The sequence below is a fragment of the Phytopseudomonas straminea genome (genome assembly GCF_900112645.1).
Classification (GTDB): Bacteria; Pseudomonadota; Gammaproteobacteria; order Pseudomonadales; family Pseudomonadaceae; genus Aquipseudomonas; species Aquipseudomonas straminea.
This window is the reverse complement of record NZ_FOMO01000004.1, coordinates 468,523-491,734: the sequence shown is the minus strand read 5'-3', so window position 1 is coordinate 491,734 and position 23,212 is coordinate 468,523. Positions and strand designations below refer to the sequence as shown.

The following is a 23,212-nucleotide window of genomic DNA, read 5'->3' as shown; positions in this document are numbered from 1 at the left end:
ATGACCGCTCCAGTTGCCATTCGCCGACTCAACGCTGCCGACGCGGATTTCGCCCAGCATCTGGATCATCTGCTGAGCTGGGAAAGCGTCTCCGACGACGGCGTCAATGGGCGCGTGCTGGATATCATCAAGGCCGTGCGCGAGCGCGGTGACGCCGCCGTGGTCGAGTTCACTCAGCGTTTCGATGCGCTCGACGTGGCCTCGATGGCCGACCTGATCCTGCCGCGCGAGCGTCTGGAACTGGCGCTCACCCGCATCACCGCCGAGCAGCGCCAGGCGCTGGAAACTGCCGCCGCCCGGGTGCGCAGCTACCACGAAAAGCAGAAGCAGGATTCCTGGGCCTACACCGAGGCCGATGGCACGGTGCTGGGGCAGAAGGTCACGCCGCTCGATCGTGCCGGCCTGTACGTGCCTGGCGGCAAGGCTTCGTACCCATCCTCGGTATTGATGAATGCCATTCCCGCCAAGGTCGCCGGCGTGCCTGAGGTGGTCATGGTGGTTCCGACGCCGCGTGGCGAGATCAACGAGATCGTATTGGCCGCCGCCGCCATTGCCAGCGTCGACCGGGTGTTCACCATCGGTGGTGCCCAGGCTGTCGCCGCGCTGGCCTACGGAACCGAGAGCGTGCCGCCGGTGGACAAGATCGTCGGGCCGGGAAATATCTACGTGGCCACCGCCAAGCGCCATGTGTTTGGCAAGGTCGGTATCGACATGATCGCCGGGCCGTCGGAGATCCTCGTGGTGTGTGACGGCCAGACCGACCCGGACTGGATCGCCATGGATCTGTTCTCCCAGGCCGAGCACGACGAGGATGCCCAGGCGATTCTGGTCAGCCCGGACGCCGCCTTCCTCGACAAGGTCGCCGCAAGCATCGCCAAGCTGCTGCCGAGCCTGGAGCGCGAGACCATTGCCCGCACCTCCATCGAAGGTCGCGGTGCGCTGATTCTGGTCGAGGACATGACCCAGGCCATCGAAGTGGCCAACCGCATCGCCCCCGAGCACCTGGAGCTGTCGGTGGAGAACCCGGAGCAGTACCTGCCGCAGATTCGCCATGCCGGCGCGATCTTCATGGGCCGCTACACCGCCGAGGCGCTGGGCGATTACTGCGCTGGCCCCAACCACGTATTGCCGACCTCGGGCACCGCGCGCTTCTCCTCTCCACTGGGCGTATACGACTTCCAAAAGCGCTCGTCGATCATCCATTGCTCGGCCGCCGGTGCCTCCGAGCTTGGCAAGATCGCCTCGGTGCTGGCCCGCGGCGAGTCGCTGACCGCCCACGCGCGCAGCGCCGAATATCGCATCAAGAATTGACAGCCGGCGCGGGTATCCGCGCCACGATCACCATCGAATTCGAGGAGAGAAGGGCAGATGAGCAAATTCTGGAGCCCCTTCGTCAAGAGCCTGGTGCCCTATGTGCCAGGTGAACAGCCGAAGCTGACCAAGCTGGTCAAGCTCAACACCAACGAGAACCCTTACGGTCCGTCGCCAAAGGCCATCGCCGCCATGCAGGCGGAGCTCAACGACGACCTGCGCCTGTATCCCGACCCCAATGGCGATCGCCTCAAGCAGGCTGTCGCTACTTATTACGGTGTGCCGACCAGCCAGGTATTCGTCGGTAACGGGTCGGACGAAGTCCTGGCCCATGCCTTCCACGGCCTGTTCCAGCACGGCAAGCCGCTGTTGTTCCCGGATATCAGCTACAGCTTTTATCCGGTCTATTGCGGGCTGTACGGCATCCAGGCCGAGCCGATCGCTCTGGACGAGCAATTCCAGATTCGCGTCGAGGACTATGCGCGGCCCAACGGCGGCATCATTTTCCCCAATCCCAATGCGCCGACCGGTTGCCTGCTGGCGCTTGAGGCGGTGGAGCGTCTGCTGCAAGCCAACCCTGACAGCGTGGTGCTGGTGGACGAGGCCTATATCGACTTCGGCGGTGAGTCGGCAATCAGCCTGGTGAGCAAGTACCCCAACCTGCTGGTCACCCAGACATTGTCCAAGTCGCGCTCGCTGGCCGGTCTGCGTGTCGGCCTAGCGGTGGGTCAAGAGGATTTGATCGAGGCCTTGGAGCGGATCAAGAACAGCTTCAACTCCTACCCACTGGATCGCATCGCCATTGCTGGCGCCGCGGCCGCGTTCGAGGATCGTGCCTATTTCGAGCAGACCTGCGCTGCGGTGATCGAAAGTCGCGAGCAGGTCGTTGCCGGTTTGCAGGCTCTGGGCTTCGAGGTGCTGCCTTCGGCTGCCAACTTCATCTTCGCCCGCCATCCACAGCGTGACGCGGCCGGTATCGCCGCCTCGCTGCGTGAACAGGGCGTGATCGTGCGCCACTTCAAGCAGGAGCGAATCGCCCAGTTCCTGCGCATTAGCATCGGCTCGCCGGAGCAGAACCAGGCGCTGTTGGACGCACTCGCGGCGCTCTGAGCGATAGCTGCAATGAAAAAGCCAGGGCCTGAGCCCTGGCTTTTTTATATCGGCGGCAGTTGTTAGTTGCTGGTGGCCACCGGTGGGCGGATGCCGACCTCGGCCTTTAGCTCCAGCGGTTTGCCGTTGCGCATCACTTCGATGCGGATGGTCTCGCCGGGCTTGGCGCGTGCCACCTGGTTCATCGAACGGCGGGCGTCGCCGGCTGGTTCGCCGTCAATCTTGAGGATCAGGTCGTTTGGCTGCAGGCCAGCCTTCTGCGCCGGGCCGTTGCGGTAGATGCCGGCAACGATGATGCCCTTGCGGCCTTCAAGCCCGAAAGACTCGGCCAGTTCCGGGGTCAGCGGCTGCACTTCCAGGCCCAGCCAGCCGCGAATCACCTTGCCGTGCTCGATGATTGCCTGCATGACATCCATCGCCAACTTGACCGGGATGGCGAAGCCGATGCCCTGAGAACCGCCGGACTTGGAGAAGATCGCCGTGTTGATGCCCACCAGATTGCCGTAGGCGTCGACCAGGGCGCCGCCGGAGTTGCCCGGGTTGATCGCCGCGTCGGTCTGGATGAAGTCTTCGTAGGTGTTGAGGCCCAGCTGGTTGCGGCCGGTGGCGCTGATGATGCCCATGGTCACGGTCTGGCCGACGCCGAAGGGGTTGCCGATGGCCAGGGTGACGTCGCCGATGCGGATGTTGTCGGAGCGGCCGAGGGTGATGGCCGGTAGATCCTTGAGATCGATCTTCAGTACCGCCAGATCGGTCTCCGGGTCACTGCCGATCACCCGAGCCAGAGTCTCGCGGCCATCCTTGAGGGCCACCACGATCTGGTCGGCGTTGGCGGTCACGTGGTTATTGGTCAGCAGGTAGCCTTCCGGGCTCATGATCACCGCCGAGCCGAGGCTGGATTCCATGCGGCGCTGGCCGGGCAGATTCTCGCCATAGAACTTGCGGAACTGCGGGTCATCGAGCAGCGGGTGGTTGGATTTGCCCACGTACTTGGTGGTGTACAGGTTGGCCACCGCGGGCGAGGCGACACTGACGGCGGTGGCGTAGGAGGCAGGGCCCTCCTCGAAGCGCGTGTAGATCGGCGCCTGACGCAGCTGCACGTCATGCATGGGCAAACCGACCAGCTGCGGGTACTGCTGCATGATCAGCAGCGACACCAGAACGCCAACCAGTAGTGGCCAGCCGAAGAAACGCAGGGCCTTGAGCATCGATCCAGTCCTGAGAGTTGCGAGGCCCCTAGCGGGCCCTTAAGGTGCGCCATTATAGAGAACCGTGCCAAGAAAGCAGCGGTTCACAACCGTTCGTGAGGAATTCTGTATGGCCATTGCCCTGACCACTCTGGTGGAGGAAGCCGAACGCTGCCTTGGCGCCTCGCGCATCAGCGATTATTGCCCCAATGGCCTGCAGGTCGAGGGGCGGCCGCAGGTGCAGCGCATCGTCAGCGGCGTGACCGCCAGCCTGGCGATGATCGAGGCTGCCGTCGAGGCGCGCGCCGATGTGCTGCTGGTTCACCACGGGTACTTCTGGAAGGGTGAGAATCCCTGCATCACCGGCATGAAGCAGCGCCGTCTGAAAACCCTGCTGGCCAATGACATCAGCTTGCTGGCCTATCACCTGCCATTGGACGTGCACCCGGACGTCGGCAACAACGTGCAGCTGGCGCGGCAGCTCGATATCACCGTAGAGGGGCCGCTGGAGCCCGACAATCCTCGCACCGTTGGCCTGGTCGGCTCGCTGACGCAGCCAATGAGCGCCCGCGACTTCGCTCGCCGTGTGCACGAAGTGCTGGGCCGCGAACCACTGCTGGTGGAGGAAGACCGAATGGTCAGCCGTATCGGCTGGTGTACCGGCGGCGGCCAGGGCTATATCGACCAGGCCATCGCTGCTGGCGTCGACCTGTACCTCACCGGGGAAGCTTCGGAGCAGACCTACCACAGCGCCCGGGAAAACGGTGTCAGCTTCATCGCCGCCGGCCACCACGCCACCGAGCGCTACGGCGTGCAGGCGCTGGGCGAATACCTTAGCCGACGCTTCGCCATCGAGCACCTGTTTATCGATTGCCCGAATCCAATTTGAGTACCAGACGTCCAAATTCCCAGGCATAAAGCTAGAGCGTTTCGATCTAAGCGGCGCCCTGATTAGAAGTAGGTGCTGTGCTAGAGTGCGCGCTCGTCCAAGGCCCGTTTGGCCTGAATAAATACCGTGACCTCGTGAGTAGCCATGCTCGACAAACTGACGCACTTGAAACAGCTCGAGGCGGAAAGTATCCACATCATTCGTGAAGTGGCCGCCGAATTCGACAACCCGGTGATGCTCTATTCCATCGGCAAGGATTCCGCCGTGATGCTGCATCTAGCGCGCAAGGCGTTCTTTCCCGGCAAGCTGCCGTTTCCGGTGATGCACGTCGATACGCGCTGGAAATTCCAGGAGATGTATCGCTTCCGCGACAAGATGGTCAGCGAGATGGGTCTGGACCTGATCACCCACATCAATCCCGACGGTGTGGCGCAGGACATGAACCCCTTCACCTACGGCAGTGCCAAGCACACCGATGTGATGAAGACCGAGGGCCTCAAGCAGGCGCTGGACAAGTACGGCTTCGACGCCGCCTTCGGTGGGGCACGCCGCGACGAAGAGAAGTCCCGTGCCAAGGAGCGTGTCTACTCGTTCCGCGACAGCAAGCACCGCTGGGACCCGAAGAACCAGCGCCCCGAGCTGTGGAACGTGTACAACGGCAACGTCAAGAAGGGCGAGTCGATCCGCGTGTTCCCGCTCTCCAACTGGACCGAGCTGGATATCTGGCAGTACATCTATCTGGAACAGATCCCGATCGTGCCGCTGTACTTCGCCGCCGAGCGTGAAGTGATCGAGAAGAACGGCACGCTGATCATGATCGATGACGAGCGTATCCTCGAGCACCTGAGCGACGAGGAGAAGGCACGCATCCAGAAGAAGAAGGTGCGTTTCCGCACCCTGGGCTGCTACCCGCTGACCGGCGCGGTGGAGTCCGAGGCCGAAAGCCTGACCGACATCATCCAGGAAATGCTCCTGACCCGGACTTCCGAGCGCCAGGGCCGCGTGATCGATCACGACGCCGCCGGCTCGATGGAAGAAAAGAAACGTCAGGGCTATTTCTGAGGATCACGCACCATGAGTCACCAATCCGATTTGATCAGCCAGGACATTCACGCCTACCTGGCTCAGCACGAGCGCAAGGAACTGCTGCGCTTCCTCACCTGCGGTAACGTCGATGACGGCAAGAGCACCCTGATCGGGCGCCTGCTGCACGACTCCAAGATGATCTACGAAGATCACCTGGAAGCCATCACCCGCGATTCGAAGAAGAGCGGCACCACTGGTGAGGAGGTCGACCTGGCGCTGCTGGTCGACGGCCTGCAGGCCGAGCGCGAGCAGGGCATCACCATCGATGTCGCCTACCGCTATTTCTCAACCGCCAAGCGCAAGTTCATCATCGCCGACACCCCCGGCCATGAGCAGTACACGCGCAACATGGCCACCGGCGCTTCGACCTGCGACCTGGCCATCATCCTGATCGACGCCCGTTACGGCGTGCAGACCCAGACCAAACGGCACAGCTTTATCGCGTCTTTGCTGGGCATCAAGCACATCGTCGTCGCCGTCAACAAGATGGACCTCAAGGACTTCGACCAGGGCGTGTTCGAGCAGATCAAGGCCGATTACCTGGCCTTTGCCGAGAAGATCGACCTGCGCCCGACCACCCTGGAGTTTGTACCCATGTCGGCGCTCAAGGGCGACAACGTGGTCAACAAGTCCGAGCGCTCGCCCTGGTACACCGGCCAGTCGCTGATGGAAATTCTTGAGAGCGTGGAAGTGGCGGGCGATCGCAACTTCGACGACCTGCGCTTACCGGTGCAGTACGTCAACCGCCCGAACCTCAATTTCCGCGGTTTCGCCGGCACCCTGGCCAGCGGCATCGTGCGCAAGGGCGATGAAGTCATCGCGCTGCCGTCGGGCAAGGGCAGCCGGGTGAAGTCCATTGTCACCTTCGAAGGTGAGCTGGAGCAGGCCGGCCCGGGCCAGGCGATTACCCTGACCCTGGAAGACGAGATCGACGTGTCGCGCGGCGACATGCTGGTGCATGCCGACAACCGTCCGCAGGTGACCGACAGCTTTGACGCCATGCTGGTGTGGATGGCCGAAGAGCCGATGCTGCCGGGCAAGAAATACGACATCAAGCGTGCTACCAGTTATGTGCCGGGCTCGATCGCCAGCATCACCCACCGGGTCGACGTGAACACTCTGGAGCAGGGGGCGGCGAGCAGCCTCCAGCTCAACGAGATCGGCAAGGTCAAAATCGCCCTGGATGCCCCGATTGCGCTCGACGGCTACGAGCACAACCGCACCACCGGTGCGTTCATCGTCATTGATCGCCTGACCAACGGCACCGTAGGCGCCGGCATGATCATCGCCGATGCCAGCAGTGGTGCGCACCATGCCGACAGCGGCCACGTGTCTACCGAGGAACGTGCTGCGCGCCTCGGCCAGCAGCCGGCCACCGTGCTGTTCAGTGGTCTGTCCGGCGCTGGCAAGAGCACCCTGGCCTATGCCCTGGAGCGCAAGCTGTTCGACATGGGGCGTGCGGTGTACGTGCTCGACGGCCAGAACCTGCGCCATGACCTGAACAAAGGGCTGCCGCAGGATCGTGCCGGCCGTGCCGAGAACTGGCGTCGTGCCGCCCATGTGGCGCGTCAGTTCAACGAAGCAGGGCTGATTGCTCTCGCTGCGTTCGTGGCGCCGGATGCCGAAGGCCGCGAGCAGGCCAGGGCGCTGATCGGCGCCGAGCGACTGGTCACCGTCTACGTACAGGCTTCGCCGCAGGTGTGCGCCGAGCGCGATCCGCAGGGGCTGTACGCGGCCGGTGGCGACAACATCCCGGGCGAGTCCTTCCCGTACGATGTACCGCTCAATGCCGACCTGGTTATCGACACCCAAAGCGTGTCGGTGGAGGACGGCGTCAAGCAGGTGCTAGCCGTACTGCGTGCCCGCGGCGCCATCTAAAACCTGCTTATGGTCAGCTGCGCTTCGGCGCAGCTGCGTTAGAGGCAGGTTTTGCTGGACATAAAAAATGCCCGCTCTCTCACGAGGCGGGCATTTTTAATTTCAGCGTCAGCAATCAGATGCCGTGACCACGGGCGCGCTCGCGCTCGTTGATCTCCATCTGTTCGCAGGTCAGGAAGCCCTTGCTTTCCACGCGGTCAGCCGAGTTGAACGCGACGTAGTAGGGCTGCTGCTTGCCATCCTTGTTGAGGATGTAGTTGTTGCAGGTGCCCGGCGCGACGGTGCGGTTGATTTCCGTGGAAGGTGGGCCGCCCAGTTCGAGAACGGTGGACTTGCTCATATCCTTCTCGACCTGCTTGACCAGCGGTTCGTTGCGGAAGGTGAAGTGGTCGACCGGATTTTCCGGCTTGCCGGCACAACCGGTCAGAACGGCCAGTACGCAGGCGGCACCCAGGCTTTGCTTGAACATGGTTAATTTCCCTTGTGATGAACCAGACCATTTTTCTGAGCCTGGGCCAGGGAATTAAGTTCGGCTTAAATCAGGTGCCTTCGCACAGGCCTTGCGGTGGGCGCCTCACTGCTCGGTCGGCATCTGCAGCTGGGTGCTGTCTACGGCTTCACCAAGGATCGGCGACGGGTTGCGGCTTGGGAGGGCCATCACCTGGGTGCTGAGCAGGCTCAGCAGCAGGGTAATTGTCAGGGCTTTCATGGTGTACCTCGTTTCGCATTCGGTGTTTCACGGAACCATGCTAGGGGCGAGGCAGTCTTGGATGAAGTCGAACGGCTCGATAGTGGCCATCGACTGTCATGATGCGCGTTGCACGTGACCAGTCGCTCACGAGGTAACGCTCCAATGGAAGCTGAAAAGGGTCATCGCGCAGTTCCCCGGTATCCACTGGTGCTGGTGCCCGGCATGCTGGGCTTCGTAAAACTGTGCGGGATGGACTACTGGTATGGCATCACCACTGCGCTGCGCAATCAGGGTGTTGAGGTATACCCGGCGCGTCTGTCGCCGGTGCATGCCACCGAACTGCGTGGTGAACAGCTGCTGCTGCAGATTGCCGAGGCGCGGCGGCGCAGCGGCGCGCAGAAGGTGCACCTGATCGGCCATAGCCAGGGCGCACTGGTGTGCCGGTACGCCGCCGCCCACCGCCCGGAATGGGTCGCCTCGGTAACCTCCGTGGCCGGGCCCAACCAGGGTTCCGAGCTGGCCGATCACCTAGAACGCAAGTACGCCTCGAAAAGCCTGCGCAGCCTGCTGATGCGCACCAGCACCCATATGCTGGCGCGGCTATTTACCCTGCTCGACGGCGGGCTACGCGGGGCGAGCCTGCCGATCAACGCCACCGCCGCCCACCGCTCGCTGACCACCGAGGGCGTGGGCATTTTCAACCACCAGTACCCGCAGGGTTTGCCCTCGGCTTGGGGCGAAGACGGGCCCGAGGAGGTCAATGGCGTGCGCTATTACTCCTGGTCCGGCACCCTGCAGCCGGGCATCACCGACCAGGGTGGCAACCGACGTGATCCGTCGAACTGGTTCTGTCGGCGTTTCGCCCGCACCTTCGTGCGCGAGGCCGGTCAATGCGACGGCATGGTCGGGCGGGTCAGTTCGCATCTGGGCAAGGTGATCCGCGACGATTACCCGCTCGATCACCTGGATATCGTCAACCAGCACTTCGGCCGGGTCGGCGAGGGTGTCGATCCGGTCGGCCTGTATATCGAGCACCTGCGTCGGCTGCACGACGCGGGGCTTTAAAGTGACGTAGCCTGGGTCGAGCGAAGCGACACTCAGGTGCCAGCAGTATTTATTGCGCCCGAGCAGCCTTCAGCGCTTCGTAAGCCGGCGCCGCGTAAATGCCGATCTCGACCGCCAGCTCCAGCACTCGTGGCAGGTCGGTGGTGTAAACCAGCACCGCCTGCAGCTCGTCATCCAGCGGTTCGCTGAAGTCGACCAGCGTGTAGCCCTGGGTTTCCTTCGACAGGCTGCCGAGCTGCACCTGGATGCGGTTCAGGGCCTTGAGCGGTTCGACCTTCTTCAACTGCTTGGCGGCCAGTACGAAGCTCACCTCGGGCCCGAACGACTCGGTGATCTGGCTGAACAGGTCTTCATAGCTGTCGGCCTGGAACAGCACGGTCTCTGGCAGGTTGCCGACCACCATCCACTCGCCCAGGGGAATGGGAAAACTGTCGTCGTAATTGATGTCCGGATTGGCCGCCAGGAAAGCGGCCGGGTCTGCGTAGGCCTGGGCGGCCTCGTCGGCAATGCGGGTGATTTCATCCTGCGGCAGGCAGCCCGAGCTGATTTTGCCGATGAGTTCTTCGAACTGGGCGCGCATGGCGATTTCCTGATGATGACGTTGGGTGGGCAAGGCTGACCGTTAGCGGCGTTCAGCGCAACTGGCTTTCCGCGAGGTTGCGGGTACGGGGAATGAGGCTGGCGTCCCAATGCCTGGCGCTCCACTGCAGCAGCTCTTCGACGCTGGTATCGACCAACTCGTCGGGCGCGGGCTGACCCAGGGCACGTAATGCGCGGATCAGCAAAGGCGTGGCCTGGTCGCCGGGCAGGGGCGGCGAGCGGTAGGACTTGCCGAGCTTGTGGCCGTCGGGCTGGATGATCAGCGGCACATGCAGATAACGCGGCTGGGATAAGCCGAGCAGCTCCTGCAGGTAGAGCTGGCGCGGCGTGGAGTCGAGCAGGTCGGCGCCGCGTACCACGCTGTTGATGCCCTGCCAGGCATCGTCCAGCACCACGGCGAGCTGGTAGGCGTACAGGCCGTCGCGGCGACGGATCACGAAGTCGCCGACCTCGCGGCCCAGGTGCTGGCTGTATTCGCCCTGCACGCGATCGGTGAAACGGTAGGTCAGCTCGGGCACGCGCAGGCGGATGGCCGCGTCATGGCAGGCGTGCCCGGCGTTGCGGCAATGGCCCGGGTAAATGCCACCGCAGCCTTCGAGCTGCTTGCGCGAACAGGTGCAGGCGTAGGCCAGGCCCTGGTCGAACAGGCGCTGCACCAGCGCTTCGTATTCGCCGTGGCGATCGCTCTGGCGCACCAGCTCGCCGTCCCAGTGCAGGCCATAGCGCTCCAGGGTCTGCAGGATGGCGGCCTGGGCACCAGGCACTTCTCGGGGCGGGTCGAGGTCTTCCATGCGCAGCAGCCAGCGGCCGCCGACGGAGCGGGCATCGAGATAGGAGGCAAGGGCGGCGACCAGTGAGCCGAAGTGCAGGTAGCCACTGGGCGTGGGCGCGAAGCGACCGATATAGGCGGGTTTATGCATGGCGGGGCGTTTGTGCGGGGGCGAAACGAAACGGGGCGCCTGAGCGCCCCGTCTGTGGATCGACTCAGGAGCCGACCTGTTTTTCCTTGATTTCCGCCAGGGTCTTGCAATCGATGCACAGGGTGGCGGTAGGGCGCGCTTCCAGGCGACGGATGCCGATCTCGACACCGCAGGAGTCGCACCAGCCGTAGTCTTCGTCTTCGATCAGCTGCAGCGTCTCGTCGATCTTCTTGATCAGCTTGCGCTCGCGATCACGGGCGCGCAGTTCCAGGCTGAATTCCTCTTCCTGGCTGGCGCGGTCGGCTGGATCCGGGAAGTTGGCCGCTTCGTCCTGCATGTGGTGCACGGTACGGTCGACTTCCTGCATCAGTTCCAGCTTCCATTTGTTCAGGATACTGGTGAAGTGGGCGCGCATCGCCTCGCTCATGTACTCCTCGCCCTTGGTTTCCTTGTAGGGTTCGAAGCCACGAATCAATTGGCCGTTTGTTGCTTTTGCTTTGGTGGGCATGGATGACCGCCTCTCACTCTCTCTAATCCACTGCGCAGGGAATGTGTCCGTTGCCGTTTACAATAACGGCCCTGCGACTGCAAGCCGGCGAACTTACCAGATCGACTCAAGCCGCGCCACTCCCGGATGTCGCGGTTGTGCGTCTGGTTTCCAGCCGGCCCTGCCTGGGCTTCGTGGTGAGCCTGAAGAGCCACCCCATGGCGGATGCCAAAGCCTGCAATCGCAATGTAAACACGTATTTCAGTGGTGCGTTGGCACGGTATGACAGAGCGCCCCTGATAGAATTCCACCTTTATCGTTTCCCGGGGCATTCCCATGGCACAGCCTTACAGCGCCCGCAGCCGCGCGATCGAACCCTTTCATGTGATGGCCCTGCTGGCGCGCGCCAACCAGTTGCAGGCCGAGGGCCATGACGTCATTCACCTGGAGATCGGCGAGCCGGATTTCACCACCGCCGCGCCCATCGTGGCCGCTGGCCAGGCGGCGCTGGCTGCCGGCCATACCCGTTACACCGCCGCACGCGGCTTGCCGGCATTGCGTGAGGCGATTGCGGGCTTCTACGCGCAACGCTATCGGCTGAGCATAGACCCCCAGCGCATTCTCATCACGCCGGGCGGCTCCGGTGCACTGCTGCTGGCGGCGAGCCTGCTGGTCGACCCCGGCAAGCACTGGCTGCTGGCCGACCCGGGCTACCCCTGCAACCGGCATTTTCTGCGCCTGGTCGAAGGGGCGGCGCAGTTGGTGCCGGTCGGCCCCGAGCAGCGTTATCAGCTCACACCGGGAACGGTTGCCGAGCACTGGAATGACGACAGCGTCGGCGCCTTGCTCGCCTCACCGGCCAACCCGACCGGCACGCTGTTGAGCGCCGCCGAGCTCGCTGCCCTGTCCCAAGCGCTGAAAGCCCGTGGCGGGCATATGGTGGTCGACGAGATCTACCACGGCCTGACCTACGGCGTGGACGCCAGCAGCGTGCTGGAAGTGGATAACGACGCCTTCGTACTCAACAGCTTCTCCAAATACTTCGGCATGACCGGCTGGCGCCTGGGCTGGCTGGTGGCGCCCGATGCGGCGGTGGCGGACCTGGAGAAACTGGCGCAGAACCTCTACATCAGCGCGCCGAGCATGGCTCAGCATGCTGCGCTGGCCTGCTTCCAGCCGGAGTCGATGGCCATCTTCGAGGAGCGCCGCGCCGCCTTTGCCGAGCGCCGCGACTTTCTGCTGCCGGCGTTGCGCGAGCTCGGCTTCGGCATCGCCGTCGAGCCCGAGGGGGCCTTCTATCTGTATGCCGACGTGAGCGCTTTTGGCGGTGATGCCTATGCCTTCTGTCAGCACTTCCTGGAAACCGAACATGTGGCCTTCACGCCGGGATTGGACTTCGGTCGCCATCAGGCCGGCCACCATGTGCGTTTCGCCTACACCCAGAGCCTGCCGCGTCTCGAAGAAGCCGTCGCGCGCATCGCCCGTGGCCTGAAGAGCTGGCAAGCCCATGCAGTTTGATCCGCCCCTCGAAGAGGCCCGGTTGCTGCGCCGCTACAAGCGCTTTCTCGCCGATATCGAAACCGCTGGCGGTGAACTGCTGACCATCCACTGCCCGAACACCGGCTCGATGCTCAACTGCATGAGCGAAGGCTGTTGGGTGTGGTTCAGCCGCTCCAACGATCCCAAGCGCAAGCTGCCCGGCACCTGGGAAGTCGGTGAAACGCCCCATGGTCGGCTGGCCTGCATCAATACGGCGCGGGCCAACGCGCTGGTCGAAGAGGCCTTGCGTGCCGGGCGAATCCCCGAGCTGGCCGGCTTCACTGCCTTGCGCCGCGAGGTGCCGTACGGCGTGGAGCGCAGCCGGGTCGACTTCTGCCTCGAGTATCCGGGCGGCGTAGCCTTCGTCGAAGTGAAAAGCGTGACCCTGGGATTTTCCGACAGCAGGGTCGCTGCCTTCCCGGATGCGCGCACCGAGCGCGGCGCCAAGCACCTGCGCGAGCTGGCTGCCCTGGCGCGCAGCGGCGTGCGCGCCGTGCAGCTGTATTGCGTGAACCTGTCGGGCATCGAGGCTGTGCGGCCAGCCGAGGAAATCGATCCGGCTTACGCCGCTGCGCTGCGCGAGGCGGTGCAGGCGGGCGTCGAGGTGCTGGCCTATGGGGTGGATATTTCGCCTCAGGGGATCGAGGTGATGCGACGGCTGGATGTGCTGCTGGGTTGAGTGCGTTCCTGGGTATCGCAGCGCTCGACTCGGGCTACGGGGCGGCGTCGCTCCTGTAGCCTGGGGTTGAGCGAAGCGATACCCAGGGTTATTGGCGCTACAGATCGACCCAGATCCCCTCGCCATCTTCGCGGCTGTCGATAGGCCGCAGCGCTTGCCCCTCGCACGGCCCCGCCACGCACTCACCGGACTCGATCAGAAACAGCGCGCCATGCCGTGCGCACTGGATCAGGCTGGCACTGGGATCGAGAAACTGGTCGGCCTGCCATTCCAGCGGCACGCCGCGGTGCGGGCAACGGTTGCGGTACACGAACACCTCGCCGCCCTTGCGCACGGCGAACAGCTGCATGTCTTCAACACGAAACCCCCGGCTCTGAGCTTCCGGCAGCTCATCGGGGGCGCATAGACGGATCATCGAATTCTCCAGGCCAGGGCGGGGATTATCCCGCATCGGCCTGGGGATGGAAGGGGCGCGCGTCCGTATGCAAGGAGCTTTGGCTCAGATCTCCCAGATCAGGTTGAAGGCCGCGTGACGACCTGGCTGGGTGTAGCGGCCAAGGCTCGAACTGTTCTCGGTGAGGCTGCGCACGTCGCCCCAGTGCCAGTACTGCTTGTCCGTCAGGTTGAACAGCCCGGCATTGACCGATACGCCAGCGCCGATGTTCCAGTACGCGCTCAGATCCAGTGTGCCGTAACCCGAGGGTTCGTACTGATTGGCGATCTGCGTCTGATCGACACGCTTCTTGGCGGCCGCCAGGGTCCAGCTCAGTTCGCCGCCGTATTGCCCGCTCGGTGCATCGTAGCCGAGACCGAAGACTGCCTTGAGCGGGTCGATGCTGTTGATCGGCTGGCCGGTTGCCTCATCCTTGCCGCGGGCGTAAGCGATGGCGCTGCGCAAATGGCTGCCGGCGGGCAGACCGAGGCGATCCAGGCGCAGTTCGCCGCGCGCCTCGGCACCACGGATGGTCACCCGGTCGAGGTTCTGGTACTGGAACGTCATGCGGCCCGCTCCCGTTGGGTCGTTGGGCAGCGTGACCTGCTCGATGAAGTCGTCGTAGCGGTTGTAGAACAGAGCGATGCCGAAGACCCCGGCATCGTACTGACCGCGCAGGCCGATTTCGTAGCTGTCGCTGGTTTCCGGCTTGAGGCTGGGGTTGGCGATGGTCTGGTAATTACGGGCGAAGTTGATGAACTCGCCAAAGATATCCACCGGGTTAGGTGCGCGAAACCCAGCGGCGTATTGGCCGTAAACACTGTGGGCGTCATCGATGCGATAAGTGATACCGAGCTTGGGCGATAGCGCCTCATCGCGATAATTAGCCGGGTTGCGGTTGATCGGCTGGCTGTTCAGGTAGTGCGTTGTGACCTCCGGCTTCATCTCATAATGGTCGTAGCGCAAGCCGGGCAGCAGCGTCCAGCGACCGATGTCGATGGTGTCCTGCACGAAAAAGGCGTATTCGGTCGAGGTGGGATCGGGGAAGTCGCTGAGCGGGAAGCTTTCATCACCGGGAATGGCCGGTACGGGCAAGCCGGTGCTGGCGAATACTTCGCGGCCCTTGCGCAGGTCGCTGCTTTCCAAGCGCTTGAAGTCGACGCCATAAATCAGGTGGTGGCTTGCTGCTCCGGTGTCGAAGGCCTTGTCGAGCTTGGCGTTGAACGCCCACAGGTCTTCCTGATACGTCGAGTCGCGACTGCGCTCGCGCAGGCTGCCACCGCTGAAGCGCTGCTGGAAGGTACGCTGCCGAATCTGGCTTTGCTGATAACTCACTTGCCATTCGGCGCTGTCACTGATGGCCGTATCCAGGGCGAAGCTGTGCTGCAGGCTGAGGCGCTGGCGGTCGGTGTTGTCGGTCGCGTCGGAGGTACGGACGGTGGCCGTGGTGCTGTATTCGCTGAGCACCCGGGTATCGGCATCGTCTTCGTAGCGCTCATAGGTCAGTTGCAAGCGATCAGTGTCGAGGTAATTCCAGCCGAGCTTGGCGAGCAGGTTGTTGGCTGTGTAGTCCTGGGGGTTGGCTTCTTCCCGTGCAGCCCCGATTCCGCTGCGTCCACCGAAGGTGTCGAGCGCCTGGCCGTCACGTCGCCCCAGGTGCAGCAGGCCATCGACCTGACCCTGGCGTGCGGCGAACGTGGCACTGCGCGACCACCTGTCGTCGGCGCCATCGTAGCCCGTCTTGAATCGTGCGTAGGCGTCATCGCCCGCGTCGAGATAGTCGGCGGCATCCTTGGTCAGGAAGCTGACCGCGCCGCCAATCGCATCGCTGCCGTACAGTGAGCTGGCGGGGCCGCGAATGATCTCCACGCGCTTGAGCGTATCCGGGTCGACATAGTTGCGCCGCGCGTCGAGGAATGGGCCGAAGGCGAATGCATCCGGCATCGGCACACCATCCACCTGGGTGAGGATGCGATTGCCGCCGATGCCGCGAATGGTGAAGCCTGCCAGGCCGAATCGGCTACCTGTACCGCTGACCGACACCCCGGGCTCGTAACGCACCAGATCGCGGATGTCCTTCACGTTCTTGCGGTCGATGTCCTGCTCGGTCAGCACCGTCACTGTGCTGGGTACGGCATCCACAGGCTGTTCCGTGCGGGTTGCACTGATCGTGGTTCGTTCCAGCTGCAATGGTTCTGCGGTGGCGAGGGTGGAGCCCAATAGCAACAAGGGCAGGCAGGCGCGAAGCGGGTAGGGCGGGCGAGTCGACATGCGATTCTCCTTGATCATGTCGGAAGGGGTCGGCACGGCGGCTGATTAAATATTAATGATTCGTATTTGTAAAAGAGATTGTTTGTCGATTAGGATTCGTCGGCTGTTGGCGGTTTCGTTCCCCGTACCAGGCGTTTAACCTTTCAATTAGGGGCGCCCCGCCTGTCGATGGGCCTAAAAGGAGTTGGTGTGATGAGTGATCTATCCGTAGCGGGCGAGGGCTTGCATGCCGCCTGGCAGAACCTGCGTGCCGAGCAGCCGCACCTGCGGGCCCGGGATGCGGCGGCGAAGCTGGGCGTCAGTGAGGCCGAGCTGACCGCCAGCCGCCTGGCTGTGGATACCGTGCGCCTGCGCCCCGACTGGGCAACGCTGCTGCCCGCGCTGGGCGAGCTCGGCCACGTGATGGCGCTGACCCGCAACGAATCCTGCGTGCACGAGCGCAAGGGCGTTTACCGCGAGGTGACGATCGCCGGTAATGGCCAGATGGGCCTGGTGGTGTCGCCGGATATCGACCTGCGTCTGTTCCTCGGCGGCTGGGCCAGCGTCTTCGCCGTGGCCGAGCAGACGCCGCGCGGCGTGCTGCGCAGCGTGCAGGTGTTCGATCACCAGGGCACCGCGGTGCACAAGGTCTACCTTACCGAACGCAGCGAGCTGGAAGCCTGGGAGCCGCTGCTCTCGCGTTTTCGCGATGAGCAGCAAAGCAGCGAACTGGCGCTCAAGCCGATGCCGGCTCCTGCGACCGTTCAGCCGGACGCCGCTATCGACGGCGACGCCTTGCGCGCCGGCTGGGCAGCGCTGAAGGACACCCACCATTTCTTCGCCCTGCTGAAGAACCACGGCGCGGCACGCACCCAGGCGTTGCGCCTGGCCGGTCGTGAATGGGCCGAACCGCTGGCGCCCGAGGCGCTTGCGGGGTTGTTCGAGCGCGCGGCAGCCGGCGAAGTGCCGATCATGGTGTTCGTCGGCAACCGTCACTGCATCCAGATCCATACCGGGCCGGTCAGCAACCTGAAGTGGATGGACACCTGGTTCAACGTGCTCGACCCGCAGTTCAACCTGCACCTCAAGACCGGCGACATCCATGAACTGTGGCGCGTCCGCAAACCGAGCAGCGACGGCGTGATCACCAGTTGGGAGGCGTTCGATGCCAGCGGTGAGCTGATCGTGCAGTTGTTCGGCGCGCGCAAGCCCGGCGTGCCGGAGCGCGAGGATTGGCGTCTTCTGGCCGAGCAGACACCTGCTCTGCCGGCCTGACGCTACACTGCCAGCCTCGGCCGCCCCTGCGTTCGGGCGGCCGCTACGAACCCGCTTCCGGAGTTGTTCCATGATCCGTCCCCTCGCTGCATTCACCCTGCTCGCCAGCCTGCTGGTGCCACTGGCGGCAAGCGCCGACAACCTGCCGCAACGCTGGGTCAGCGCCGGGGGCTCCCTGAGCGAGTGGGTGGTCGAGCTCGGCGGTGAGGCCAAACTGGTCGGCGTGGACACCACCAGCCAACACCCGGCCTCGTTGCAGAAGCTGCCAAGCGTCGGGTACCAGCGCCAACTGGCCGCCGAGGGCATTCTGGCCTTGCGCCCCGAGGTGCTCCTCGGTACCGAGGAGATGGGCCCGCCGCCGGTACTGGCGCAGCTGGCCGCCGCCGGCGTAAAGGTCGAGGCGCTGCCTGCCGATGCCGACCTGCAGGTGCTGCATGGCAATCTCAAGCGCATTGGGGTGCTGCTGGGCGACGAGGCGCGGGCCGAGAGCGTGTTCGCCGCTTATCAGGCGCGTTTGAGCGAACAGGCCGACTGGGTCGCCAGGGCCCAGGCGCAAAGCCCGGCGCCGACCGTTCTGCTGCTGCTGCTCGGCCATGCCGGCAGCAGCCCCATGGCCGGCGGCAAGGATACGGCGGCTGCCTGGATGATCGAGCAGGCTGGCGGCAAGAACCTGACCACCCACGAAGGCTACAAGGCGCTGTCCACCGAGGCGCTGCTGGCGCTGGATCCTGAGGTGGTGGTCTTCGCCGACCGCCGCCTTAGCGGCGACGAGGCCCGCCAGGCGCTGCTCAAGCAGAACCCGGCTCTGGCCTCGACCAAGGCCGGCAAGCAAGGGCGCCTGGTGGCTATCGACCCGACCCTGCTGGTCGGCGGGCTCGGCCCGCGCATTCCCGCCGGCCTCGCCGAGCTTTCCGCCGCCTTCTATCCCGGGCTTACACCGCTGGCACCCGCCACGCCATGAAACCGGTGATCGCCCCGCGCTCACTGTTCATCGCGCTGGGCCTGCTGCTGGCGCTCGCCCTGTGGCTGTCCCTGGCCCTCGGGCCGGTGAGCCTGCCACTGGGCGATACCCTGCGGGCCGCCCTGCGCCTGGCCGGCTTACCACTGGCGGACGATGGCCTGCAGCAAGCCGAGCTGATTCTTGGCCAGATCCGCATGCCGCGCACCCTGCTGGGCCTGGCGGTCGGCGCCGTGCTGGCGCTGTGCGGCGTGGCCATGCAGGGGCTGTTTCGCAACCCGCTGGCCGACCCCGGCCTGATCGGCGTTTCCAGCGGTGCGGCACTCGGCGCAGCCATCGCCATCGTCGGGGGCGCCGCCATGGGCGGGATGCCGGAGCTGTTCGCGCCTTACCTGCTATCGCTGTGCGCCTTTCTCGGCGGCCTGGTGGTGACCGCGCTGGTCTATCGCCTGGGGCGCCGCAACGGGCAAACCAGCGTGACCACCATGCTGCTTGCCGGCATCGCCCTCAATGCCCTGGCGTTCGCCTGCATCGGCCTGTTCACCTACCTGGCCGACGATGCCACCTTGCGCACCCTGACCTTCTGGAACCTGGGCAGCCTCAACGGCGCCAGCTATGCCCGGCTGTGGCCGCTGCTGCTGGTCACCCTGGCGGTGGCGCTGTGGCTGCCGCGCCGCGCCCAGGCGCTGAACGCCCTGCTGCTCGGCGAGTCCGAGGCGCGCCATCTGGGCGTTGCGGTGGAACGCCTCAAGCGCGAGCTGGTGTTCTGTACCGCGCTGGGCGTGGGTGCTGCCGTAGCTGCTGCGGGGATGATCGGTTTCATCGGCCTAGTGGTGCCGCACCTGGTGCGGCTGCTGGTCGGCCCCGATCACCGCGTGCTGCTGCCGGCCTCGGCGTTGGCGGGCGCCAGTTTGCTGCTGCTCGCCGACCTGTTCGCGCGGCTGATCCTGTCCCCCGCCGAGCTGCCCATCGGCATCGTCACCGCCCTGATCGGCGCGCCGTTCTTTCTCTACCTGCTGCTGCGAGGACGCACCTGATGCTCAGTGCCCGCAAGCTGTCGATCCAGCGTGGCGACAAGACCGTACTGGCCGATATCGACCTGCAGCTGCAGCCTGGTGAAGTGCTGGGCGTGCTCGGCCCCAATGGCGCTGGCAAGAGCACCTTGCTGGGCGCCCTGTGCGGCGAGTTGAGCCCTGCAGCGGGCGAGGTCGTTCTGGACGATCGTCCGCTGCAGGGTTGGCCGGGCACGGAACGCGCGCGGCGCCTGGCGGTGCTGCCGCAAAGCTCGTCGCTGAGCTTCGGTTTCGTGGTCGGCGATGTGGTGATGATGGGCCGCATGCCCCACGACACCGGCCGCGAGCGTGATGAACAGATCGTCCGCGAGGCGCTGCAGGCCGCCGATGCCGAGCACCTGGCCGAACGCAGCTACCTGCAGCTGTCCGGCGGCGAGCGTCAGCGTGTGCACCTGGCGCGGGTGCTGGCGCAGCTATGGCCTGGCGGTGCCGAGCAGACGCTGCTGCTCGACGAGCCGACCTCCATGCTCGACCCGTTGCATCAGCACACCACCTTGCAGGCCGTGCGCCGCTTCGCCGAACAGGGCGCCGCGGTGATGGTCATTCTCCATGACCTGAACCTGGCGGCGCGTTATTGCGACCGCCTGCTGTTGCTCAACGACGGTCGTGCCCATGCCATCGGACTGCCTGCCGAGGTGCTGCGTGCCGAGCCGCTGCACGCGGTGTTCGGCCTGGAAGTGCTGGTGCAACGCCACCCCGAACGCGGGCACCCGTTGATCGTCGCCCGTTGAAGGAAGCCCGATGCGTACGCTGTTTTTCGCCCTGCTGTTGCTGCTCACTGCCTGCCAAAGCCCGCCCGCCCTGGCGCCCGTGCCCGTGTGGCAAAGCCCGGAGGGGCGTGGGCACGCCAACCTGGGGCAGATCATCGACCTGCGCAGCGGCGCACGGCTGACGCCCGAGCAACTCGTCGCTCACCTGGCGAAGGCGCCCCGGGTGCTGGTCGGCGAGCAGCATGACAATCCGGATCACCATGCCCTGCAGCTGTGGTTGCTGCGCGCCCTGGAGGCGCGGCGAGGGCAAGGCAGCCTGTTGCTGGAAATGCTCGCGAACAGCCAGCAGCCGCAGGTCGAAGATGTGAAGCAGCAATTGCGTGAAGGCCTGCAGATCGCCGATCTGCCCAAGGCGCTGGAGTGGAGTAACGGTTGGCCGTGGGCGCTGTACGGCCCCATCGTGCGTCATGCACTGGTGCAGGATTACCCGCTGCGTGCAGCGAATCTCGACCGTGCCGAGATCATGACGATTTACCGCAAGCAATCGCTGCTGAGAGGGGAGGCCTCGACCGCGGCGGCCGTGCAGGAGCCGCTACTGGCGCAGATTCGCGAGTCCCATTGCGACAAGCTGCCGATCAGCCAGCTGCCAGCGATGCTCGCCGTGCAGCAGCAACGCGACCGGCGCATGGCCGAGCAACTGTTGAAAGCGCCGCAGCCGGCGATGCTGTTCGCTGGCGCCTTTCACGTGCGGCGCGATCTGGGCGTGCCGCTGCACCTGAGCGACCTGGGCGAGCCAGATGGCGCCCAGGTGCTGATCCTTTCCGAAGTGGGTAAACCGGTGACCGCCGAGCAAGCGGATTACGTGTGGTACACCGCCGCCTTGCCGCCCGAGGATCATTGCGCACGATTTCGATAGTGCAAGATCCCCGTAGGGCAGGTCAGGTGCCTGTCCCAGAGGCGAGGCGCTCCGGTTATCGGCGCCTCTCAGGCAGGATCAGAACCCTTCCAGCACGATCTTGCCCTTGGCCTTGCCGCTTTCCAGCAGGGCATGGGCGCGGCGCAGGTTTTCGGCATTGATGGTGCCGAAGTGCTCGCCCAGTGTGGTTTTCAGGGTGCCGGCATCCACCAGGTCGGCGACGCGATTGAGCAAGCGGTGTTGCTCGATCATGTCGGCGGTCTCGAACAGCGAGCGGGTGAACATCAGTTCCCAATGCAGGGAGATGCTCTTGCGCTTGAGCTTCATCACGTCCAGCGGCTGCAGCGGGTCGTCGATCAGCGCCAGGCGGCCTTGCGGGGCCAGGGCTTCGACGATGGCGTCATAGTGCTGGTCGGTCTGGGTCAGGCTGGCCACGTGGGTGACCTGGGCGATGCCGATCCGCGCCAGTTCTTCGTTCAGCGGCTTGCTGTGGTCGATCACATGATGGGCGCCCAGTTCGCGCACCCAGGCCTGGGTTTCCGGACGCGAGGCGGTGCCGATCACGGTCAGCCCGGTGAGCTGTCGGGCCAGTTGCACGAGGATCGAGCCGACGCCACCGGCGGCGCCGATGACCAATAGGCTCTGGCCCTGGTCGGCCGTGCCATCGGCGACCTGCAGGCGGTCGAACAGCAGCTCCCAGGCAGTGATGGCGGTCAGCGGCAGGGCAGCGGCTTCGGCGAAGGGCAGGCTGCTTGGCTTGCGACCGACGATGCGCTCGTCGACCACGTGCAGCTCGCTGTTGGCCCCGGCACGGTTGACGGCGCCGGCGTAGGCGACTTCATCACCGACCTTGAACAGCGTCACCTCGCTGCCGACCGCCTTGACCACACCGGTGGCGTCCCAGCCCAGCACCTTGGGCTGGACGGCGTCGGGCGCCACGTTACGGCGGATTTTGGTGTCCACCGGGTTCACGGAGATGGCTTTCACTTCGACGAGCAGGTCGCGCGGGCCGGGCGTCGGTGCGTCGAGCGTGACGTCCTGCAGAGCCTGCGGATTATCGATGGGCAGCGACTGGTGATAGGCAACGGCTTTCATGGGGGCGTCCTGTAGCGGATGTGAGATGGAAGGCAGCTTGCGCCAATCCATTGCCAGGAGAAACCATAGGCAGCTAGAGTCTCTTTCAATATTTTTTTGAAGATGATCGCCATGCTGCGTTTCGATGACCTGCAACTGTTCGTGCGCATCGCCGGGGAGGGCAGCCTGTCGGCGGCCGCGCGCCAGCTGGACATATCGCCGGCCGTGGCCAGCGCCGGCCTCAAACGCCTGGAGCAGCAGTTGCAGGCGCGCCTGTTCGTGCGCTCGACCCGCAGCTTGCGGCTGACCGCCGACGGCGAGGCCTTTCTGCTGCACGCTCGCCAGGCGCTACAGAGCCTGGAGGCGGGGCGCCAGCAACTGGCCGGCAGCAAGTCGGCGATCAGCGGGCCGCTGCAGCTCGCGGCGCCTTCGGACTTCGGCCGCAACACGCTGCTGCCCTGGCTCGATACCTTCATGCAGACCCATCCCCAGGTGCAATTGCGCCTGCTGCTTGGCGATCGGGTCACCGATCTGTTTCGCGAGCCCGTCGACATCGCCCTGCGCTACGGCGAGCCAGAGGACTCGAGCCTGGTGGCGCTGCCGGTGGCGCCGGGCAACCGCCGGGTGCTGTGCGCCGCGCCAGCCTACCTGCAGCGCCATGGCGAGCCGCGGCAGATCGCTGATCTGCGCCAGCACAACTGCCTGGTCTACATGCTTGGTGGCCGCGCCTACGAGCGCTGGCGGTTTCACGACGGCGACCGGGCACACAGCCTGCAGGTGGCTGGTGATCGCCTCAGCGACGATGCCGATGTGGTGCGGCGCTGGGCCGTGGCTGGCGCCGGGGTGGTGTACAAATCCTGGCTGGACGTGGCCGGCGACGTGCACGCCGGGCGCCTGAAAGTGCTGCTACCAGAGGTGCTCGGCGAACCGACGCCGCTCAACCTGATCTGTACCCACCGCGAGCAGCTGAGCAAGCCGGTGCACCTGCTGCGCGAGTTCGTGCAGGCCCGTTGCGCCGAGTTGCTGGCGCAGGCGCCGTGGCGCCGCTAAGCTGCTGCGGCAATCCACCACAGCCCGTTTG

The 23,212-nt window shown here is 64.8% G+C and carries 23 protein-coding genes; 14 read left to right on the top strand and 9 right to left on the bottom strand.

Features of this window, described 5'->3' with window-relative positions; all coding sequences use genetic code 11:
- On the top strand, positions 1-1,311 hold the full coding sequence (hisD, locus tag BM279_RS12800; RefSeq protein WP_093504199.1) for a histidinol dehydrogenase: 1,311 nt from the start codon (positions 1-3) through the stop codon (positions 1,309-1,311).
- Between the two features lie 57 nt (positions 1,312-1,368).
- Positions 1,369-2,421, top strand: a complete 1,053-nt coding sequence (gene hisC, locus BM279_RS12795) for a histidinol-phosphate transaminase (protein WP_093504198.1) — start codon at positions 1,369-1,371, stop codon at positions 2,419-2,421.
- 62 nt (positions 2,422-2,483) lie between these two features.
- Here the strand turns inward: hisC and algW are convergent, their stop codons facing one another.
- Complete coding sequence (gene algW / locus BM279_RS12790; RefSeq protein ID WP_093504197.1) at positions 2,484-3,629, bottom strand: Do family serine endopeptidase AlgW; 1,146 nt, start codon at positions 3,627-3,629, stop codon at positions 2,484-2,486.
- Positions 3,630-3,738: 109 nt separating this feature from the next.
- Between algW and BM279_RS12785 the strand changes: the two genes are divergently transcribed.
- The 3 genes from BM279_RS12785 (at position 3,739) to cysN (ending at position 7,461) form a co-directional block, all read left to right on the top strand.
- On the top strand, positions 3,739-4,497 hold the full coding sequence (locus BM279_RS12785; RefSeq protein WP_093504196.1) for a Nif3-like dinuclear metal center hexameric protein: 759 nt from the start codon (positions 3,739-3,741) through the stop codon (positions 4,495-4,497).
- A 144-nt stretch (positions 4,498-4,641) separates the two neighbouring features.
- The gene (gene cysD, locus BM279_RS12780; RefSeq protein WP_074881383.1) at positions 4,642-5,559 is read left to right on the top strand and encodes a sulfate adenylyltransferase subunit CysD; all 918 of its coding nucleotides are present in this window, start codon (positions 4,642-4,644) and stop codon (positions 5,557-5,559) included.
- 12 nt (positions 5,560-5,571) lie between these two features.
- Positions 5,572-7,461 carry a sulfate adenylyltransferase subunit CysN gene (gene cysN / locus BM279_RS12775; protein ID WP_093504195.1) on the top strand — a complete coding sequence of 630 codons (1,890 nt, stop codon included), beginning with the start codon at positions 5,572-5,574 and terminating at the stop codon, positions 7,459-7,461.
- Positions 7,462-7,576: 115 nt separating this feature from the next.
- Here the strand turns inward: cysN and osmE are convergent, their stop codons facing one another.
- Positions 7,577-7,930, bottom strand: a complete 354-nt coding sequence (gene osmE, locus BM279_RS12770; RefSeq protein ID WP_013792739.1) for an osmotically-inducible lipoprotein OsmE — start codon at positions 7,928-7,930, stop codon at positions 7,577-7,579.
- 105 nt (positions 7,931-8,035) lie between these two features.
- Positions 8,036-8,170: a hypothetical protein gene (locus BM279_RS23680; RefSeq protein WP_256662692.1), complete on the bottom strand. Its 135-nt coding sequence runs from the start codon at positions 8,168-8,170 to the stop codon at positions 8,036-8,038.
- Positions 8,171-8,314: 144 nt separating this feature from the next.
- Between BM279_RS23680 and BM279_RS12765 the strand changes: the two genes are divergently transcribed.
- Positions 8,315-9,217 carry a lipase family alpha/beta hydrolase gene (locus tag BM279_RS12765; protein WP_093504194.1) on the top strand — a complete coding sequence of 301 codons (903 nt, stop codon included), beginning with the start codon at positions 8,315-8,317 and terminating at the stop codon, positions 9,215-9,217.
- 49 nt (positions 9,218-9,266) lie between these two features.
- Here BM279_RS12765 and BM279_RS12760 read toward each other — a convergent pair whose 3' ends face one another.
- The 3 genes from BM279_RS12760 to dksA form a co-directional block, all read right to left on the bottom strand.
- The gene (locus BM279_RS12760; RefSeq protein WP_093504193.1) at positions 9,267-9,797 is read right to left on the bottom strand and encodes a hypothetical protein; all 531 of its coding nucleotides are present in this window, start codon (positions 9,795-9,797) and stop codon (positions 9,267-9,269) included.
- A 52-nt stretch (positions 9,798-9,849) separates the two neighbouring features.
- Complete coding sequence (gluQRS, locus tag BM279_RS12755; protein WP_093504192.1) at positions 9,850-10,737, bottom strand: tRNA glutamyl-Q(34) synthetase GluQRS; 888 nt, start codon at positions 10,735-10,737, stop codon at positions 9,850-9,852.
- A 64-nt stretch (positions 10,738-10,801) separates the two neighbouring features.
- Positions 10,802-11,245, bottom strand: a complete 444-nt coding sequence (dksA, locus tag BM279_RS12750; RefSeq protein WP_013792734.1) for an RNA polymerase-binding protein DksA — start codon at positions 11,243-11,245, stop codon at positions 10,802-10,804.
- A 315-nt stretch (positions 11,246-11,560) separates the two neighbouring features.
- Here dksA and BM279_RS12745 point away from each other — a divergent pair, with 315 nt between their 5' ends.
- Positions 11,561-12,742: a pyridoxal phosphate-dependent aminotransferase gene (locus tag BM279_RS12745; protein WP_093504191.1), complete on the top strand. Its 1,182-nt coding sequence runs from the start codon at positions 11,561-11,563 to the stop codon at positions 12,740-12,742.
- Entirely contained in the window at positions 12,732-13,442 is a 711-nt protein-coding gene (gene sfsA, locus BM279_RS12740; protein WP_093504190.1) for a DNA/RNA nuclease SfsA, read from the top strand. The genes BM279_RS12745 and sfsA overlap by 11 nt, the downstream gene beginning before the upstream one ends.
- 97 nt (positions 13,443-13,539) lie before the next feature.
- Here sfsA and BM279_RS12735 read toward each other — a convergent pair whose 3' ends face one another.
- Positions 13,540-13,857, bottom strand: a complete 318-nt coding sequence (locus BM279_RS12735; protein WP_093504189.1) for a Rieske (2Fe-2S) protein — start codon at positions 13,855-13,857, stop codon at positions 13,540-13,542.
- 84 nt (positions 13,858-13,941) lie between these two features.
- Entirely contained in the window at positions 13,942-16,146 is a 2,205-nt protein-coding gene (locus tag BM279_RS12730; protein WP_093504188.1) for a TonB-dependent hemoglobin/transferrin/lactoferrin family receptor, read from the bottom strand.
- 192 nt (positions 16,147-16,338) lie between these two features.
- Between BM279_RS12730 and BM279_RS12725 the strand changes: the two genes are divergently transcribed.
- From BM279_RS12725 to BM279_RS12705, 5 genes are all read left to right on the top strand, one after another.
- Positions 16,339-17,400, top strand: a complete 1,062-nt coding sequence (locus tag BM279_RS12725) for a hemin-degrading factor (RefSeq protein ID WP_093504187.1) — start codon at positions 16,339-16,341, stop codon at positions 17,398-17,400.
- 70 nt (positions 17,401-17,470) lie between these two features.
- Entirely contained in the window at positions 17,471-18,361 is an 891-nt protein-coding gene (locus BM279_RS12720; RefSeq protein ID WP_093504186.1) for a heme/hemin ABC transporter substrate-binding protein, read from the top strand.
- Positions 18,358-19,395: a FecCD family ABC transporter permease gene (locus BM279_RS12715; protein ID WP_093504185.1), complete on the top strand. Its 1,038-nt coding sequence runs from the start codon at positions 18,358-18,360 to the stop codon at positions 19,393-19,395. The genes BM279_RS12720 and BM279_RS12715 overlap by 4 nt, the downstream gene beginning before the upstream one ends.
- A complete protein-coding gene (locus tag BM279_RS12710) occupies positions 19,395-20,162 on the top strand; it encodes a heme ABC transporter ATP-binding protein (RefSeq protein WP_093504184.1) in 768 nt (255 codons plus the stop codon). Before BM279_RS12715 ends, BM279_RS12710 begins: the two co-directional genes overlap by 1 nt.
- A gap of 10 nt (positions 20,163-20,172) precedes the next feature.
- Positions 20,173-21,057 (top strand): ChaN family lipoprotein, encoded by an 885-nt coding sequence (locus BM279_RS12705; protein ID WP_093504183.1) that lies wholly within the window; start codon positions 20,173-20,175, stop codon positions 21,055-21,057.
- A 78-nt stretch (positions 21,058-21,135) separates the two neighbouring features.
- On the opposite strand, the gene BM279_RS12700 is transcribed toward BM279_RS12705, so the two are convergent.
- Positions 21,136-22,152, bottom strand: a complete 1,017-nt coding sequence (locus BM279_RS12700; protein WP_093504182.1) for a zinc-binding alcohol dehydrogenase family protein — start codon at positions 22,150-22,152, stop codon at positions 21,136-21,138.
- A 111-nt stretch (positions 22,153-22,263) separates the two neighbouring features.
- Here BM279_RS12700 and BM279_RS12695 point away from each other — a divergent pair, with 111 nt between their 5' ends.
- On the top strand, positions 22,264-23,181 hold the full coding sequence (locus tag BM279_RS12695) for a LysR family transcriptional regulator (protein WP_093504289.1): 918 nt from the start codon (positions 22,264-22,266) through the stop codon (positions 23,179-23,181).
- Positions 23,182-23,212 lie beyond the last annotated feature (31 nt).